At 66.2% G+C, this 16,404-nt stretch carries 13 protein-coding genes and 1 pseudogene; 12 read left to right on the top strand and 2 right to left on the bottom strand.

Annotation, left to right across the window (positions count from 1 at the left end):
- The first annotated feature begins 2 nt into the window (after window positions 1-2).
- The gene (locus tag FFI87_RS21945) at window positions 3-938 is read left to right on the top strand and encodes an alpha/beta fold hydrolase (protein WP_138849027.1); all 936 of its coding nucleotides are present in this window, start codon (window positions 3-5) and stop codon (window positions 936-938) included.
- Here FFI87_RS21945 and FFI87_RS21940 read toward each other — a convergent pair.
- Together FFI87_RS21940 and FFI87_RS21935 are read right to left on the bottom strand one after the other, a co-directional pair.
- Window positions 899-1,453 (bottom strand): putative glycolipid-binding domain-containing protein, encoded by a 555-nt coding sequence (locus tag FFI87_RS21940; protein ID WP_012366288.1) that lies wholly within the window; start codon window positions 1,451-1,453, stop codon window positions 899-901. The two genes, FFI87_RS21945 and FFI87_RS21940, sit on opposite strands and share 40 nt — an antisense overlap.
- A gap of 87 nt (window positions 1,454-1,540) precedes the next feature.
- A complete protein-coding gene (locus FFI87_RS21935) occupies window positions 1,541-3,085 on the bottom strand; it encodes a Fic family protein (RefSeq protein WP_138849029.1) in 1,545 nt (514 codons plus the stop codon).
- A 285-nt stretch (window positions 3,086-3,370) separates the two neighbouring features.
- Here FFI87_RS21935 and FFI87_RS21930 point away from each other — a divergent pair, with 285 nt between their 5' ends.
- From FFI87_RS21930 to FFI87_RS21880, 11 genes and pseudogenes are all read left to right on the top strand, one after another.
- Window positions 3,371-4,261, top strand: coding sequence for an urea transporter (locus FFI87_RS21930; RefSeq protein ID WP_138849031.1), 891 nt, complete (start codon window positions 3,371-3,373; stop codon window positions 4,259-4,261).
- Complete coding sequence (locus FFI87_RS21925) at window positions 4,236-5,012, top strand: class II aldolase/adducin family protein (RefSeq protein ID WP_012366291.1); 777 nt, start codon at window positions 4,236-4,238, stop codon at window positions 5,010-5,012. The genes FFI87_RS21930 and FFI87_RS21925 overlap by 26 nt, the downstream gene beginning before the upstream one ends.
- A gap of 59 nt (window positions 5,013-5,071) precedes the next feature.
- Window positions 5,072-5,260: a 4-oxalocrotonate tautomerase gene (locus tag FFI87_RS21920; RefSeq protein WP_012366292.1), complete on the top strand. Its 189-nt coding sequence runs from the start codon at window positions 5,072-5,074 to the stop codon at window positions 5,258-5,260.
- Window positions 5,261-5,636: 376 nt separating this feature from the next.
- Complete coding sequence (locus tag FFI87_RS21915; protein WP_138849033.1) at window positions 5,637-5,969, top strand: RNA recognition motif domain-containing protein; 333 nt, start codon at window positions 5,637-5,639, stop codon at window positions 5,967-5,969.
- A gap of 108 nt (window positions 5,970-6,077) precedes the next feature.
- Entirely contained in the window at window positions 6,078-7,532 is a 1,455-nt protein-coding gene (gene arcD / locus FFI87_RS21910) for an arginine-ornithine antiporter (protein ID WP_138849034.1), read from the top strand.
- Between the two features lie 17 nt (window positions 7,533-7,549).
- Entirely contained in the window at window positions 7,550-8,806 is a 1,257-nt protein-coding gene (gene arcA / locus FFI87_RS21905; RefSeq protein ID WP_138849036.1) for an arginine deiminase, read from the top strand.
- 48 nt (window positions 8,807-8,854) lie between these two features.
- The gene (locus tag FFI87_RS21900; RefSeq protein WP_126225615.1) at window positions 8,855-9,865 is read left to right on the top strand and encodes an ornithine carbamoyltransferase; all 1,011 of its coding nucleotides are present in this window, start codon (window positions 8,855-8,857) and stop codon (window positions 9,863-9,865) included.
- A gap of 64 nt (window positions 9,866-9,929) precedes the next feature.
- Window positions 9,930-10,868, top strand: coding sequence for a carbamate kinase (gene arcC / locus FFI87_RS21895; protein ID WP_138849037.1), 939 nt, complete (start codon window positions 9,930-9,932; stop codon window positions 10,866-10,868).
- 81 nt (window positions 10,869-10,949) lie between these two features.
- Window positions 10,950-11,060: pseudogene (locus tag FFI87_RS21890) on the top strand (4-oxalocrotonate tautomerase); the annotation flags it as partial.
- A gap of 117 nt (window positions 11,061-11,177) precedes the next feature.
- Window positions 11,178-11,399 (top strand): hypothetical protein, encoded by a 222-nt coding sequence (locus FFI87_RS35245; protein ID WP_012366298.1) that lies wholly within the window; start codon window positions 11,178-11,180, stop codon window positions 11,397-11,399.
- 151 nt (window positions 11,400-11,550) lie between these two features.
- Window positions 11,551-16,392: an NAD-glutamate dehydrogenase gene (locus FFI87_RS21880; protein WP_138849039.1), complete on the top strand. Its 4,842-nt coding sequence runs from the start codon at window positions 11,551-11,553 to the stop codon at window positions 16,390-16,392.
- Window positions 16,393-16,404 lie beyond the last annotated feature (12 nt).

The following is a 16,404-nucleotide window of genomic DNA, read 5'->3' as shown; positions in this document are numbered from 1 at the left end:
TCATGGCGCGCGAGCACGAGATGCTGACCGTCCAGTCCGGCGACGTGAAACTCGCCGTCTACGTAAGCGGATCGCGTCGCGCGCCGCCGCTGATCCTCGTGCACGGCTATCCCGATTCGGCGGCCGTGTGGGCGCCGATCCGCGCACGGCTCGCGAAGCGTTACCGCGTGATCGCCTACGACGTGCGCGGCGCCGGCGCGTCCGATGCGCCGCGCCGCCGTGCCGACTACACGCTCGCGCGGCTCGCGGAGGACCTGAAGGCCGTCGCAGACGCGACCTGCGGCAACCGGCCGTTCCATCTGGTCGGTCACGACTGGGGGTCGATCCAGTGCTGGGAGGCCGTGACCGATCCCGCGTTCCGCGGCCGGATCGCGTCGTACACGTCGATCTCCGGGCCGTGCCTCGACCACGTGTTCCGCGCGAAGATGCGGGTCAAGCAGAGCCTGAAGTCGTGGTACATCGCGTTCTTCCATCTACCGGTCGTGCCGTCGCTGGTGTGGCGGCTCGGCGGCGCCGCGCTGTGGCCGCGCTGGTTGCAGTTGACCGAGCGCGTGCGGCCCGAGCGCGATCCCGCGCAGTTGAAGAACGCGCTGAACGGCTTGCAGCTTTACCGCGCGAATTTTCTCGCACGGGCGAGACGGCCGCGCGAGCGGTATGCGCAGGCGCCGGTCCAGATCCTCGTGCCAGTGCGCGACCGCTACGTGACGCCCGAGATGTCGGTCGATCTCGAGCGCTGGCTCGGCGAGCATGTGCGCGAGGAAATCGACGGCGCGCACTGGATCGTGGTGCGCGACCCGGAGCTGATCGCGGCGCGGATCGACCGGTTTGCCGCGACGCACGAAAGGCCGGCGGCCGCGGCGCCCCCGGCGGCGGCACCCGCGACGGCGAGCGCCCCGGTTCAGCGCAACGCCGGCAGGCGCTTGAACAGCGTTTCGTAGTCGATCACGAGCCCGTCGGCATCGATGTCCATCTCCGCCGTGAAATTCCGGAAGATTCCTTCGTAGCGGTAGCGCCGGCCGGGCTCGATGCAGGCGTAGGCCTGCTTGACCGGCGCGACGGTCAAATCCGGCGTCGAGATGTACGCGACGTCGATTGGCCGCCGCTCGCCGCGCGCGAGACGGAGGCGGCCGATCGGCAGCGAATTCGTGAATGGCGTCGCCGCGATGTCGATGTCGACGCAGCCATCCAGTTCCGGCAGCGCGCTGCCCGAACCGTCGCGCCAGTGGCCGGCGCCGTCGCCGTGCAGTTCGAGCGTGCCGCCGCCCATCACCTTGAGCACCGCATATCTGACCCGCCACCGCGGATCGCACTCGACCCGGTACGCAAGCCCGTACGCGCGGCCGTACCGCTGGCCGACCACGGCACTTTCGACGACGATGCCGGTTTCAGCACGGTCGAACGTCAGGTGCTCGATTCCATCGCCCTCGAGCGACGCCCAGCGGACTTCTCGCATCATTTCGCTCCTCGCTGCCCAATACCCGGGTGTCGTCCCGCAAATCCCGACTAGCCAGAATGCCGCCGTCGACGAGTCCAGCGCGCATCATCCGTGCTCGATATCGATGTCCGGCCTCTCAAACGCTGATCGGACAGCTTCCACGACTCGCGCCGCTCTATGCTCGTCCTCCAGCTGCGGATATTGCTGTTTGAGCTTGCGGGAGATTTGCCAGCCGTTTTCCCTAACGGAGCGAATGATCCGGTCTGCGTCCAGATTTGGCATCTCCACAACCTCCTTGAGTCGCTCCTGGGCAAGCTGAAAGATAAGCAGCGTTCTGGCCTCATCGGCCATCTCGGTGCGAATCGTGTGCTCGACGACTCGCGCGGTATACAGGACGTGAGCCGTCAGATCTGGATAGCGCCAGACGAAACGTGCATCGTCGTAGCTGTCAAAATCGAAGTTGCTGCGCGTTCCGTCGTCATAGGTCACGAGGTTTCCGAACCGATAGGACGTTGCGTAGCGCCGCATGACAGAGCGAGAAAACACCTCGAGCGTGCGATCGTAGCCGGCACGAAACTCCGTGGAACTCATGATGGTCGCCGAAATCGGCAATATCACGCCATCCGGCACCGCCTTGTCCCGCACCAGTGAGTCATTGATCAGGAAGCGATGAATCCGGCCGTTGCCGTCACGCATGGGGTGGATATAAACGAAGCCGAACGCCAACGTTGCAGCACGTGCCAGCGGCTCGGCGCCTCGGGTCGCTGCCTCGAATTCTTCAAGCCCCGCCAGCATCGGCATCACGTCCTCGAACGCCGGGGCAATGTAATGCACGATGTTTTCGCGCATCGTAGCCTGCCCCACGAAGACGGGTGAACGACGCACTCCCAAACCAAACGCATCGTGGCCCAGAATGGCGGCCTGCAGCGTATGCAGGCTTGGCGCGCTTAGTGGAGCATCGATGCGGCCGCAGTACTGTGCGATGACGTGCGCAAATCGCTGGATGCGGTCCACCTGGTCCGCCTCTTTCTCGATGAGAAAGCTCGCACGCGATTCCTTGAATGTCAGCCAACTGGCTGTCCGCATCAAGATGTCCGCCCCGAAGACGCGATCCAACTCGCTCAACGCCGTGCTCAAATCGAACCGCAGGGCTTCCTGCACCCCCGCAGTTCGGCGAACCAGCGGACAGAACGCAGGGGTGCCGGGCAAGTTGTCGTACAACCGCCAACGACGATTGCGAAGCGGCTGTGTGCGGGTCAGGTATTCAGTTGCAGAAATCGCATTGACATAGCCACCGTTCGCCACATCAGGTACGTCCAGACGCAGGCCGGTCAGCCACTCATACAAAAAACCCGCGCGCCGAGCGTATTGGCCGAACGGAGCGTTCCGGCACCAACTTTCGATTGGTTCTGGTCCGACGACAGCAAACAGGCGGGCAAAAAACTCGAAGTGAAGCTCTTCATACTTCAGGCCGAACTCAAAATGCCCTGCAAAATCATCGGTGGGCCGATAACTGGGGGGGTACTGGTTTTCCACCTGATCGTCGTTTTCCCGGCTCGCGCGTCTGCTGGCGATGCTCGAATCGACGCGCAACGGTTGCGCCAGCGTAATGCCGTAGCGATCAGCCAGCGCCTTGAACCCGACTTGCATGGACGAATCTCCTACCGAAGCTCTAAAAACACTAACGATTCCGCGATTCTGTCCGAAAACGCTAACGACGCAGCCTCCGCGCGAAAATGATAACAGCCGCCCAAATTTACTACCAAACCGGGCACATCGCGCGAAAATGTTAACGGCCGCTACAAATAGGCTGCCGGGCCCCTGTCTCCGCCCCAATTCAGGGCATCCCCCTCAAATCCCGAGTATCCAGAATTCCCTATTCCGGTGCACAGGATAGTGTCCTATGCTCGCGGCTCGTCCTGCTCCACCGCCGCCATGCCTACCGCCCGCCCTGCCTCGCCGTCGATCGATCTGCGCATCCTGCTGCGCAGCATCGGACAGATCGTGCTGCAGGCGAACGCGTTCACCGGCGCGATGCTGGTCGCCGCACTCGCGCTCACCGACCTGCGGCTCGCGTGCGCGGCGCTGGTCGGCGCGGCCGCCGCGAACGTGACCGCAGTGCTGACCCGCGCGGAACGCCGCGCCGTCGAACAGGGTCTGCACGGCTTCAACGGCGCGCTCGCCGCGCTGGTTGCCGTCGTCTTTGCGCCCGCCCCGCTGGCGCTCGTGCTCACACCGCTCGCCGCGATCGGCGCCGCGCTCGTGCAGCGCGCGATGCGCGTCCCGCTCGAGAAATGGCGCCAATGCCCGTATTCGAGTCCGTGCCTTGCAGCCACCGCGCTGTGGCTGCCGTTTGTCACGATGCAGCATGCGAGCGGTGCCGCGACGGACGCGGCGCCGACGCTTTCCTCGGTCGCCGCCGCACTGCTGTCGGGCGTCGCGCAAACCGCCTTCGCACAAGGCGCATGGGCCGGTATGCTGATCGTTGCCGGCATCGCGGTCGCATCGCGTCGCGCGGCCGCGTTCGCCCTCGGCGGCGCGATCGTGTCGACCGTGCTGCTGGTCGCACTCGGCGCAGGCGATACCGGATTCACCGACGGCCTGCTCGGCTTCAACGGCGCGCTCGCCGCGCTTGCGCTGATGTCGCGCGGCACGCGCGCGGCGCTCGCGGCGGCCGCACTGGCCGCGCTGATCCAGTGGCTCGCGATGCACGCGGGCATCCCCGCGCTCACGGCGCCGTTCGCTCTGGCGTCATGGATCACCGTGGCCGTCGCGCGCCGCTTTACCCTCGGAGAACCCGATGTCGTCATTCGCACACCGTCCTGACGTCGTGAAGCCCGGCGGCCCGGTCTCGGACGCCGAGCGCCGGCTGCGCGTCGATCTCGCCGCCGCGTATCGCCTCGTCGCGCTGAACGGCTGGGACGACCTGATCTACACGCATCTTTCCGCGACGGTGCCGGGCGAACCCGGCCATTTCCTGATCAATCCGTTCGGCCTCACGTTCGACGAAGTCCGTGCATCGAATCTCGTGAAGATCGACCTGGCCGGCAACCGGATCGGCGACAGCGAGCATGCGGTCAATCTGACGGGCTTCGCACTGCATGCGGCCGTCCATGCCGCGCGGCCGGACGCCGTGTGCGTGATGCATCTGCACAATACGGCCGGCATCGCCGTGTCGATCCAGCGCGACGGGCTGCTGCCGGCATCGCAGCACGCGCTGCGGTTTCACGGCGACCTCGCGTATCACGACTACGAGGCGCTCGCCTTCTCGCCGGCCGAAGGCGCGCGGCTGACCGCCAGTCTCGGCGCGAAATCAGCGATGCTGCTGCGCAACCACGGCACGCTGACGGTCGGCCGGACCGTCGCCGAAGCATATGTGCTGATGGATACGCTGATCAAGGCGTGCGACATCCAGGTGCGCGCGCAGGCAGGCGGCGGGGCGCTCGTGCTGCCTGCGCCGGCCGTCGCCGCGCGCACCGCCGAGCAACTGCGCGACGGCGGCGCGATCGAGGGCGAACTCGAATGGCCTGCGCTGCTGCGTCGCCTCGACCGCATCGATCCGTCGTATCGCGACTGACGCCGCCGGCGTCCCGACGAACACGAACCGATTCACCCCAACCATCGGAGCATCCAGTCATGCCGACTTTCAATATCCAGTTATTCGAAGGCCGCACGGTCGAGCAGAAACGCGCATTCGTCGAAGCGATCACGCGCGTCACGTGCGAGACGCTCGGCTGCGACCCGGGCTCGGTCGACATCATCCTCGCCGACGTGAAGAAGGAGAACTGGGCGACGGCCGGGAAGCTGTGGAGCGAGCGCGAATAAGCCGCTGCCGCGAACCGTTCGGATCCACCGCTTGAAGGGACGCAACGCGTCCCAGCCCCGCCCGCTCTCCCCGCTTCCCCGCCACATCGGCAAGCCCGTCGGCCTGCCTCCTGCCGTCAAACACCTGCGTCTTATCCCGAAAATTACCCATTGACGTCGATCAAAATCGATTGCAGTGCATGACGGACAATTGCGCTTGAATTTAATTCGTTCGAGCAATACCGAAAAGAGAGAACCGAGGGAAAACGCCGGACCTGCCGCGCACCGCCGCTCAATGGATTCGCGCGATTTTCATTTCGATTTTCCGATGTCCGGTTTGACACCCGATGATCGAAATCGACTCACTTCGGTTTCAAGCAACCACCCTGGAGAAACAATGAGAATGCTCGTCGACAATCTCAATCCGGACACCACGCGGAACGAGCTTCAGGGTTTTCTTCGCAAATACACCGGAGAGACTTTCACGCACATCCTGTTCATCGGGCAAGCGAGCTCGAGGCCGGGTGCGCTGATCAACGTCGAAGGCGCCAACCGCGGTGCGCTCGGGGAAATCCGCAGACGCCTGAACGGCATGTACTGGAAGCGCCGCCGGATTCGCATCTGGACCTTTTCATTCTGGGATCACAGCGACGCCGCCGAAGCCCGGCGTCAACGGGAAAGCCGGAACGAGCCGTCACGCGAAACGCCGGCCATCACGCTGCACCGATAACGGTCGCCCCCAGCAGTAAAACGCATCCCCGCGCCGTACGCACCGCCGTACGCGCGGCGGCCACGTGCGCGCGACGACTTCACGCACACTCGATTACAAGGAAGCCTCATGGCTGAACTGATTCACACCGATACTGCGCGACCCGCCACGCGCAAGCTGCAGCTCGGCGCGCTGACCGCCCTCGTGGTCGGCTCGATGATCGGCGGCGGCATCTTCTCGCTGCCGCAGAACATGGCTGCCGCAGCCGACGCCGGCGCGATCCTGATCGGATGGGGCATCACCGCGGTCGGCATGCTTGCCCTCGCGTTCGTCTTCCAGACACTCGCGAACCGCAAGCCGCTGCTCGACGGCGGTGTCTACGCGTATGCGCAGGCCGGGTTCGGCGATTACATGGGCTTCTCGTCCGCATGGGGCTACTGGATCAGCGCGTGGGTCGGTAACGTCGGCTACTTCGTGCTGTTGTTCTCGACGCTCGGCTACTTCTTCCCGATGTTCGGCGAAGGCAACACGCGCGCCGCGATCGCGGCCGCCTCGGTGCTGCTGTGGGCCGTCCATTTCCTCGTATTGCGCGGCATCCGGGAAGCGGCGTTCGTCAACCTCGTCACGACCGTCGCGAAGATCGTCCCGCTCGTGGTGTTCATCGCGATTGGCTTCTTCGCGTTCCGGCTCGACGTGTTCCGAGCCGACATATGGGGCCACGCGAATCCGTCGCTCGGCTCGGTGACGAACCAGGTCCGCAACATGATGCTCGCCACCGTGTGGGTGTTCATCGGCATCGAGGGCGCCAGCATCTACTCGGCGCGCGCCGAGAAGCGCAGCGACGTCGGCCGTGCGACCGTGATCGGCTTCGCCGGCGTGCTGCTCGCGCTCGTGCTCGTCAATCTGCTGTCGCTCGGCATCATGACGCAGCCGCAGCTCGCGAAGCTTCAGAACCCGTCGATGGCCGCCGTGCTCGAGCATGTGGTCGGACATTGGGGCGCCGTCGTCATCGGCGTCGGCCTCGTGGTGTCGCTCGTCGGCGCGCTGTTGTCGTGGGTGCTGCTCTGCGCGGAGATCCTGTTCTCGGCCGCAAAGGACCGCACGATGCCCGCGTTCCTGCGCAAGGAGAACGCGAACCACGTGCCGGCCAACGCGCTGTGGCTCACGAACGTGATGGTGCAGATTTTCCTCATCATCACGCTGTTCGCCCAGGGCACCTATCTGTCGCTGATCTATCTGTCGACGTCGATGATCCTGATCCCGTACTTCTGGTCGGCCGCCTACGCGCTCCTGCTCGTCGTGCGCGGCGAAACCTATGGAGCCGACGCCCGCGCACGCCGCAAGGACGGCTGCATCGCCGCGCTCGCGGTGACGTACACGATGTGGCTGCTCTACGCGGCAGGCGTCAAGTACCTGCTGCTGTCCGCCCTGCTCTACGTGCCGGGCGCGCTGCTGTTCGCGAAGGCGAAGCGCGAACTCGGCAAGCCGGTGTTCACGACCGCCGAAAAAATCGTTTTTGCGGCGGCCGCCGTCGCGGCCGTTGTCGCGGCCTATGCGCTCCATCGCGGTCTCATCTCCCTTTGATCAAACAGGTAACGAACATGACCCATGTCACGCCTCAAGTCGGTGTCCACTCCGAAGTCGGCAAGCTGCGCAAGGTGATCGTCTGCTCGCCGGGGCTCGCCCATCATCGCCTCACGCCCAGCAATTGCAACGAATTGCTGTTCGACGACGTGATGTGGGTGAACCAGGCCAAGCGCGACCATTTCGACTTCGTATCGAAGATGCGCGAGCGCGGCGTCGAGGTGCTCGAGATGCACAATCTGCTGACCGACACCGTCGCGAACCCGGCCGGACGCACGTGGATTCTCGATCGCAAGATCACGCCCGACACCGTCGGCATCGGTCTCGTCGACGAAGTGCGCGCATGGCTCGACGGCCTTGCACCGCGCACGCTCGCCGAATTCCTGATCGGCGGCGTCGCGGCGAGCGACGTGCCGGGCGGCAGCCAGTCGAAGGCGCTCACGTTGTTTCGCGACTACCTCGGGCGGTCGTCGTTCGTGCTGCCGCCGCTGCCGAACATGATGTTTACGCGCGACACGTCGTGCTGGATCTACGGCGGCGTCACGCTGAATCCGATGCACTGGCCGGCCCGCCGGCAGGAAACGCTGCTCGTCGCCGCGGTCTACCGGTTCCATCCCCAGTTCGCCGACGAGACATTCGACGTGTGGTACGGCGATCCCGACCGCGACCACGGGATGGCGACGCTCGAAGGCGGCGACGTGATGCCGATCGGTCGCGGCGTCGTGCTCGTCGGGATGGGCGAACGCACCACGCACCAGGCGATCGGCCAGCTCGCGCAGTCGCTGTTCGCGAAGGGCGCGGCCGAACGCGTGATCGTCGCGGGCCTGCCGAACTCGCGTGCGTCGATGCATCTCGACACCGTGTTCAGTTTTTGCGATCGCGATCTCGTGACCGTATTCCCCGACGTCGTGAACCGCATCGTCCCGTTCACGTTGCGCCCGCGCGACGACGCGCGCAACGGCATCGACATCGAGCGGGAAGACAAGGCGTTCGTCGACGTCGTCGCGCAGGCGCTGGGTCTGAAATCGCTGCGCGTCGTCGAGACGGGCGGCAACGATTTCGCGGCCGAACGCGAACAATGGGACGACGGCAACAACATGATCTGCCTCGAACCGGGCACCGTCGTCGGCTACGACCGCAATACCTATACAAACACGCAGTTGCGCAAGGCGGGGGTCGAGGTGATCACGATCGGCTCCAGCGAGCTCGGCCGCGGGCGCGGCGGCGGCCATTGCATGACCTGTCCGGTCCTGCGCGATCCGGTCGATTTCTGAAACCGGCGCGCACCGCGACGCACCGCCACCTTTTCACGGAGAAACCCGATGAGCCTCAATCTGCACAACCGCAATCTGCTGAGCCTGATCCACCACAACGCGCGCGAACTGCGCTACCTGCTCGATCTCGCCCGCGACCTGAAGCGTGCGAAGTACAGCGGCACCGAACAGCCGCGCCTGATGCGCAAGAACATCGCGCTGATCTTCGAAAAGACCTCGACCCGCACGCGTTGCGCATTCGAGGTCGCCGCATATGACCAGGGCGCCAACGTGACCTATATCGATCCGACGTCGTCGCAGATCGGCCACAAGGAAAGCATGAAGGACACGGCGCGCGTGCTGGGCCGGATGTACGACGCCATCGAGTATCGCGGTTTCCGCCAGGAGATCGTCGAAGACCTGGCACGCTACGCGGGCGTGCCCGTGTTCAACGGACTCACCGACGAATACCATCCGACGCAGATGCTGGCCGACGTGATGACGATGCGCGAGCACAGCGACAAGGCGTTGCACGACATCAGTTACGCGTATCTCGGCGATGCCCGCAACAACATGGGCAATTCGTTGCTCCTGATCGGCGCGAAGCTCGGGATGGATGTGCGGATCGGCGCACCGAAGTCGCTGTGGCCGGCCGCGGAGCTGATCGCGCAATGCGAGGCGTTCGCGGCCGAAAGCGGCGCGCGGATCCTCTTGACCGAAGATCCGCATGCGGCAGTCGAGGGCGTCGATTTCATTCACACCGACGTGTGGGTGTCGATGGGCGAGCCGGTCGAAGCATGGGACGAGCGGATCGCAGCGCTGCTGCCGTATCAGGTCAATCGCACGCTGCTCGAATCGACGGGCAACGCGCGCACGCGGTTCATGCACTGCCTGCCGGCCTTCCACAACAGCGACACGACAGTCGGCCGGCAGATCGCCGAACGCTATCCGCACCTGAAAGACGGCATCGAGGTTACCGACGAGGTGTTCGAATCGCCGCGCTGCATTGCGTTCGAACAGGCCGAAAACCGCATGCACACGATCAAGGCCGTCCTCGTCTCGACACTCGGCGGCATCTGACGACCCGCACGCGCCACCGGATGGTGCATCGCATCGCACCGTCCGCACTTCAAGGAGAAACACGATGCGCATCGTCATCGCATTGGGCGGCAACGCGCTCTTGCAACGCAATCAGCCGATGTCCGAAGCCCGGCAACGACAGAACGTGAGAATCGCCGCCGCCGAGATCGCCCGGATCGCCCCCGGCAACGAACTCGTGATCGCGCATGGCAACGGCCCTCAGGTCGGGCTCCTCGCGCTGCAGGCTGCCGCCTACGCACCGGTCGAGCCGTACCCGCTCGACGTGCTCGGCGCCCAGACGGAAGGGATGATCGGATATCTGATCGAGCAGGAACTCGGCAACCTGCTGCCCGCCGACATGCCGTTCGCCACGCTGCTGACGCAAGTCGAAGTAGACCCTGCCGACCCGGCGTTCGACCGGCCGACCAAGCCGATCGGCCCGGTCTATTCGCGCGCGGAGGCCGAACGGCTCGCGCACGAAAATGGCTGGCACATCGCGCCCGACGGCGACGCATTTCGCCGGGTCGTGCCAAGCCCCCGACCGCACCGCATCTTCGAGATCCGTCCGATCAAATGGCTGCTGGAAAAAGGCGCGATCGTGATCTGCGCGGGCGGTGGGGGCATCCCGACGCGCTACGATGCGAACGGCAAGCTCGCGGGTGTCGAAGCCGTGATCGACAAGGATCTGTGCGCGTCGCTGCTGGCGCGCGAATTGCAGGCGGACTTGCTGCTGATCGTCACCGACGTCGACGGCGCATACGTGGACTGGCGCCTGCCGACCCAGTCGCTGATCGAAGCCGCCCATCCGGACGCGCTCGATGAGCTCGGCTTCGCGGCCGGCTCGATGGGGCCGAAGGTGCAGGCCGCCATCGAGTTCGTACGACAGACGGGCCGGGACGCGGCCATCGGCTCGCTCGCCGATATCGCCGCGATCGTCGCGGGTCGAGCCGGCACGCGCGTGACGACGAAGGTGAACGGCATCCGTTGCAGGAAACCGCAATAGCGGGGATGTGCGGCGCCGCAATATCCGTGCCGATGCGTTCGGCCGGCGTGCCGTCGATCAGTGCAATGCGTCACGGACACATCAATCGCGCGCGTCACGTGCGAAACGCTCGGCTGCGACCCGGGCTCGGTCGACATGATCCTCGCCGACGTGAACAAGGAGAACTGGGCGACGGCCGGGAAGCTGTGGAGCGCCGCGCTCCGACACCGGCCCGTTCGGCGTCGCCGGAACCTCCCGGGCGATACGCGCTCGAACCGCGGTAACACCCAACCGAATGCGCCGCACGCCGCGGCGCCAGAAGGAGACCGCATGATCGACGACAAACGTATCGCCACCGCACTGAACGACATGATCGTGTCGATGGGTGGGCAACTGGATCAATCGCTGCGGCGGGTCGAAGAGACCTGCCCGCCTCATGAATTCGTCGCCTATCGCGAATTCGTGTCGCAAGTATTGACCACGATGCTGCTCGACTTCATGAACCCGCTCTACGCGCGGCATCCCGACCTGAAGCCGCCGGACCTCGCCTGACCCTCCCGCGCAGCGCCGCCCACGCGCGCTGCGTGCGCCCCTTCCTTCCCTGCTCCCCGTTGTGCGCCCGCACATCGCTCCGTCACGCAATCGGCGCATAATGCCGAACACACAACGCAGCAGCCAATGGCCAGCCGATCAGGAGACCGCCATGGAAGCGAAGAACGAGGAAGTCGTCGCACACCTGCTCTCGGATGTCGTCGAATTCGCGCGCGGGCGCCTGCCCGAAGCCACGTTCCGGATCGTCGAACCGTTCCTGCGTCATTACTACGACTTCGTCGACGCCGACGATCTGCAGGATCGCAGCATCGCCGACCTGTACGGCGCCGCGATGGCGCACTGGCAGACCGCCCAGAAGTTCGTGCCCGGCAGCGAGCGGCTGCGCGTGTACAACCCGATCCTCGAGCAGCACGGCTGGCACTCGGACCACACGGTGATCGAGATCGTCAACGACGACATGCCGTTCCTCGTCGACTCGGTGACGATGGCGGTGAACCGCCTCGGGCTCGCGCTGCACTCCGCGCTGCACCCGGTGTTCCGCATCTGGCGCGGCGGCAACGGCGGGATCGAGCGCGTCGACGCCGGCGGCGCGACGGCCCCCGACGGCCAGTCGCAGCTCGCGTCCTTCATCCATTTCGAAGTCGACCGCTGCGGCGACGCCGCGCTGCTCGACACGCTGCGCGACGACATCGCGCGCGTGCTCGGCGACGTGCGCGCGTCGGTCGAGGACTGGCCGAAGATCGTCGACATCGCGCGCGCGACGATCAAGGACATGAAAGCCCGCGAATCCACCGCGGAAGACATCGAGGCGCGCGCGTTCCTCGAATGGATGGCCGCCGACCACTTCACGTTCCTCGGCCAGCGCGACTACTCGCTGGTATCGGATGCGTCGGGCTTCGGGCTGCGCGGCGTCGAGGGCTCCGGCTTCGGCCTGCTGCGCGAATCGTTGCGGCCGTCCGGCGCGCCGGACGTGACGCCGCTGCCGCCGGCCGCCGCCGAGATCATCACCGGCCCCTGGCCGATCTTCCTGACGAAGGCGAACTCGCGCGCGACCGTGCACCGGCCCGGCTACCTCGACTACGTCGGCGTGAAACTGGTCGGCGCCGACGGCAAGGTGACCGGCGAGCGCCGCTTCATCGGGCTCTACACGTCGACCGCGTACATGGTGTCGAGCGCCGAGATTCCGATCGTGCGCCGCAAGTGCGCGAACATCGTGCGGCGCGCGGGCTTCCTGCCGAAGGGCCATCTCGGCAAGTCGCTGGTGACGGTGCTCGAAACCTATCCGCGCGACGAACTGTTCCAGGCCGACGAAGATCAGCTCTACGACATCGCGCTCGGCATCCTGCGCCTGCAGGAACACCAGCGCACGCGCCTGTTCGTGCGGCGCGACCGCTTCGACCGCTTCGTGTCGTGCCTCGCGTTCGTGCCGCGCGACAAGTACAACACCGACCTGCGCCGCCGCATCGCGAAGCTGCTCGTCGACGCATACAACGGCGTGAACGTCGAATTCACGCCGCTGCTGTCGGAATCGGCGATCGCGCGGATTCATTTCGTCGTCCATGCCGAACCGGGCACGATGCCCGACGTCGACACGCGCGAGCTCGAAGCGCGGCTCGTGCAGGTCGCGCGCCGCTGGCAGGACGATCTCGCGGACGCGCTGCTCGACGCGTTCGGCGAGGAGCAAGGCAACCGGCTGCTGCAGCGCTATGCGGAATCGTTCCCGGCCGGCTATCGCGATGACTATCCGGCGCGCACGGCCGTGCGCGACATCGAGCTGATCGAGCGCGTGAAGGAGTCGGGCCAGCTCGCGATGAACCTGTACCGCCCGATCGAGGCCGGGCCGCGCGCGTTCCGCTTCAAGGTGTATCGCGCGGGCGACCCGATCGCGCTGTCGCGCAGCCTGCCGATGCTGGAACATCTGGGCGTGCGCGTCGACGAGGAGCGGCCGTACCGGATCCAGACGCAGGATGCCGCGCCCGCGTGGGTACACGACTTCGGCCTTGAACTCGCCGACGACACCGAGTTCGACATCGAGCGCGTGAAGGGCCTGTTCGAGGATGCGTTCGACCGGATCTGGAGCGGCCGGATCGAGAACGACGACTTCAACCGCCTGGTGTTGCGCGCCCACCTGAGCGCCCGCGAGGTCACGATCCTGCGTGCGTATGCGAAATACCTGCGGCAGGTCGGCTCGACGTTCAGCGACGCATATATCGAGCGTGCGCTGACCGGCAACCCGGCGATCGCGCGGCAGCTCGTCGAGCTGTTCCTGCTGCGTTTCGACCCGGCCATCGGCGGCACGCGCGACGTGCAGGCCGAACACCTGCTGAAGGCCATCGAGACGGCGCTCGACCAGGTGCCGAACCTCGACGAGGACCGGATCCTGCGCCAATTCCTCGGCGTGATCAACGCGACCGAGCGCACCAACTATTTCCTGCACGACGCGAACGGCGAAGCGAAGCCGTACCTGTCGTTCAAGTTCAATCCGGCGAAGGTGCCCGGCCTGCCCGAGCCGAAACCGATGTTCGAGATCTGGGTGTACTCGCCGCGCGTCGAGGGCGTGCACCTGCGCGGCGGGCGCGTCGCGCGCGGCGGGCTGCGCTGGTCCGACCGCCGCGAGGATTTCCGCACCGAGGTGCTCGGGCTGATGAAGGCGCAGATGGTGAAGAACGTCGTGATCGTGCCGGTCGGCTCGAAAGGCGGCTTCGTCGTGAAGAACCCGCCACCACCGAGCGATCGCGAAGCGTGGATGCGCGAAGGCATCGCGTGCTACCAGACGTTCCTGCGCGGCCTGCTCGACCTGACCGACAATCTCGCCGGCAACACGATCGTGCCGCCGCCCGACGTGGTGCGGCACGATCCCGACGATCCGTATCTCGTCGTCGCGGCCGACAAGGGCACGGCCACCTTCTCCGACTACGCGAACGCGATCTCGCACGAATACGGCTTCTGGCTCGACGATGCGTTCGCGTCCGGCGGCTCGGTCGGCTACGACCACAAGAAAATGGCGATCACCGCGCGCGGCGCATGGGAATCGGTGAAGCGGCACTTCCGCGAGATGGGCGTCGATACGCAGACGACCGACTTCACCGTGGTCGGTGTGGGCGACATGTCGGGCGACGTGTTCGGCAACGGGATGCTGCTGTCGCCGCATATCCGGCTCGTCGCGGCCTTCGATCACCGGCACGTGTTCCTCGATCCGAACCCCGACCCGGCGACGAGCTTCGCGGAGCGCGAGCGGATGTTCGCGCTCGAACGCTCGAGCTGGGCCGACTACGACACCTCCATGATCTCGCAGGGCGGCGGCGTGTATCCGCGCACCGCGAAGACGATCCCGCTGTCGCCGGCCGTGCAGGCCGCGCTCGGCATCGACGCGCATGCGCTGCCGCCGACCGAGCTGATCCGCGCCATCCTGCAGGCGCCGGTCGACCTGCTGTACAACGGCGGCATCGGCACCTACGTGAAGGCCGCGCACGAAACCCACCAGCAGGTCGGCGACCGGGCGAACGACGCAGTGCGCGTGAACGGCGCGGACCTGCGCTGCAAGGTGGTCGGCGAAGGCGGCAACCTCGGCTGCACGCAGTTCGGCCGCATCGAGTTCGCGCAGCGCGGCGGGCGCATCAACACCGATGCGATAGACAACTCGGCCGGCGTCGATTGTTCGGATCACGAAGTCAACATCAAGATCCTGCTCGGCCTCGTCGTCAGCGACGGCGAGATGACCGAGAAGCAGCGCAACGCCCTGCTCGCGGAAATGACCGACGAAGTCGGGCTGCTGGTGCTGCGCGACAACTACTACCAGACGCAGGCGCTGTCGATCGCGGGCCGCTACAGCGTCGAGCTGCTCGACGCCGAGGCGCGGCTGATGCGCTGGCTCGAACGCGCGGGCCGCCTGAACCGCGTGATCGAGTTCCTGCCGACCGACGACGAGATCGCCGAACGGCAAACCGCGAAACAGGGCCTGACGTCGCCGGAGCGCGCGGTGCTGCTCGCGTACAGCAAGATGTGGCTGTACGACGCGCTGCTCGACTCCGACGTACCGGAGGATCCGCTCGTCGCCGCGATGCTCGTCGACTATTTCCCGACGCCGCTGCAACAGCGCTTCAACGAACCGATGCAGCGCCACCCGCTGCGGCGCGAGATTCTCGCGACGCACCTGACCAACGCGCTCGTCAACCGCGTCGGCTGCGCGTTCGTGCACCGGCTGATGGAGGAAACCGACGCGAAGCCGGGCGACATCGTGCGCGCGTGCATCATGGCGCGCGACGTGTTCGATCTCGATGCGGTGTGGCGCGACATCGACGCGCTCGACAACCGCGTCGCCGACGACGTGCAGGCGCGCATGTTCGTCGACGTCGCACGGCTGCTGGAGCGCGCGGCGCTGTGGTTCCTGCGGCAGCTGCAATCGGGCGCGGTCGCCAACGGCGGCGTCGCCGGCTTGATCGCGCGCTGCCGCGACGCGGTGCAGCGCCTCGCGCCGCAATTGCCGTCGCTGCTGCCGACGAGCGATCTCGAAGCATTGTCGGAGCGGCAGCGCGTGTTGGTGGATGCCGGCGTCGACAGCGCGCTCGCCGGGCGCGTCGCGAACGGCGACATCTCGGCCGCGCTGCTCGACATCGCCGAAGTGGCCGCGACCTGCGATCGCAGCCTCGAGCTGGTCGCGGGCGTGTACTTCTCGCTCGGCACGCTGCTGAACTATCGGTGGATCGGCGAACGCGCGGCCACGCTGCCGGCGCCTACTCACTGGGACATGCTGGCGCGCGCGGCCGCGCTCGCGGAAATTGCGCGGCTCAAGCGCACGCTTGCCACCAGCGCGCTCGCGGAATCGGCCGACTCGACGGCGCCTGAGACGATCGTCCACGCGTGGCGCGAACGCCGCGAAGCCGCGCTGGAGCGCTACGAGCACCTGCTCGCCGATCTGCGCGCGTCGGGTGGCGCGAGCCTCGCGGTGCTGCTCGTGATCGTGCGCGAGATGGCCGTGCTGGAACGCGCGTGACGGCTGAGCGCG

Source organism: Burkholderia sp. KBS0801 (assembly GCF_005937855.2).
Lineage (GTDB): Bacteria > Pseudomonadota > Gammaproteobacteria > Burkholderiales > Burkholderiaceae > Burkholderia > Burkholderia ambifaria.
This window is presented reverse-complemented; position numbering and strand designations above follow the sequence as displayed.

Coding starts and splice junctions, on each gene's coding strand:
- FFI87_RS21945 (WP_138849027.1), top strand. CDS start 3: ATGGCGCGCGAGCACGAGATGCTGACCGTCCAGTCCGGCGACGTGAAA.
- FFI87_RS21940 (WP_012366288.1), bottom strand. CDS start 1,453: ATGCGAGAAGTCCGCTGGGCGTCGCTCGAGGGCGATGGAATCGAGCAC.
- FFI87_RS21935 (WP_138849029.1), bottom strand. CDS start 3,085: ATGCAAGTCGGGTTCAAGGCGCTGGCTGATCGCTACGGCATTACGCTG.
- FFI87_RS21930 (WP_138849031.1), top strand. CDS start 3,371: ATGCCTACCGCCCGCCCTGCCTCGCCGTCGATCGATCTGCGCATCCTG.
- FFI87_RS21925 (WP_012366291.1), top strand. CDS start 4,236: ATGTCGTCATTCGCACACCGTCCTGACGTCGTGAAGCCCGGCGGCCCG.
- FFI87_RS21920 (WP_012366292.1), top strand. CDS start 5,072: ATGCCGACTTTCAATATCCAGTTATTCGAAGGCCGCACGGTCGAGCAG.
- FFI87_RS21915 (WP_138849033.1), top strand. CDS start 5,637: ATGAGAATGCTCGTCGACAATCTCAATCCGGACACCACGCGGAACGAG.
- arcD (WP_138849034.1), top strand. CDS start 6,078: ATGGCTGAACTGATTCACACCGATACTGCGCGACCCGCCACGCGCAAG.
- arcA (WP_138849036.1), top strand. CDS start 7,550: ATGACCCATGTCACGCCTCAAGTCGGTGTCCACTCCGAAGTCGGCAAG.
- FFI87_RS21900 (WP_126225615.1), top strand. CDS start 8,855: ATGAGCCTCAATCTGCACAACCGCAATCTGCTGAGCCTGATCCACCAC.
- arcC (WP_138849037.1), top strand. CDS start 9,930: ATGCGCATCGTCATCGCATTGGGCGGCAACGCGCTCTTGCAACGCAAT.
- FFI87_RS35245 (WP_012366298.1), top strand. CDS start 11,178: ATGATCGACGACAAACGTATCGCCACCGCACTGAACGACATGATCGTG.
- FFI87_RS21880 (WP_138849039.1), top strand. CDS start 11,551: ATGGAAGCGAAGAACGAGGAAGTCGTCGCACACCTGCTCTCGGATGTC.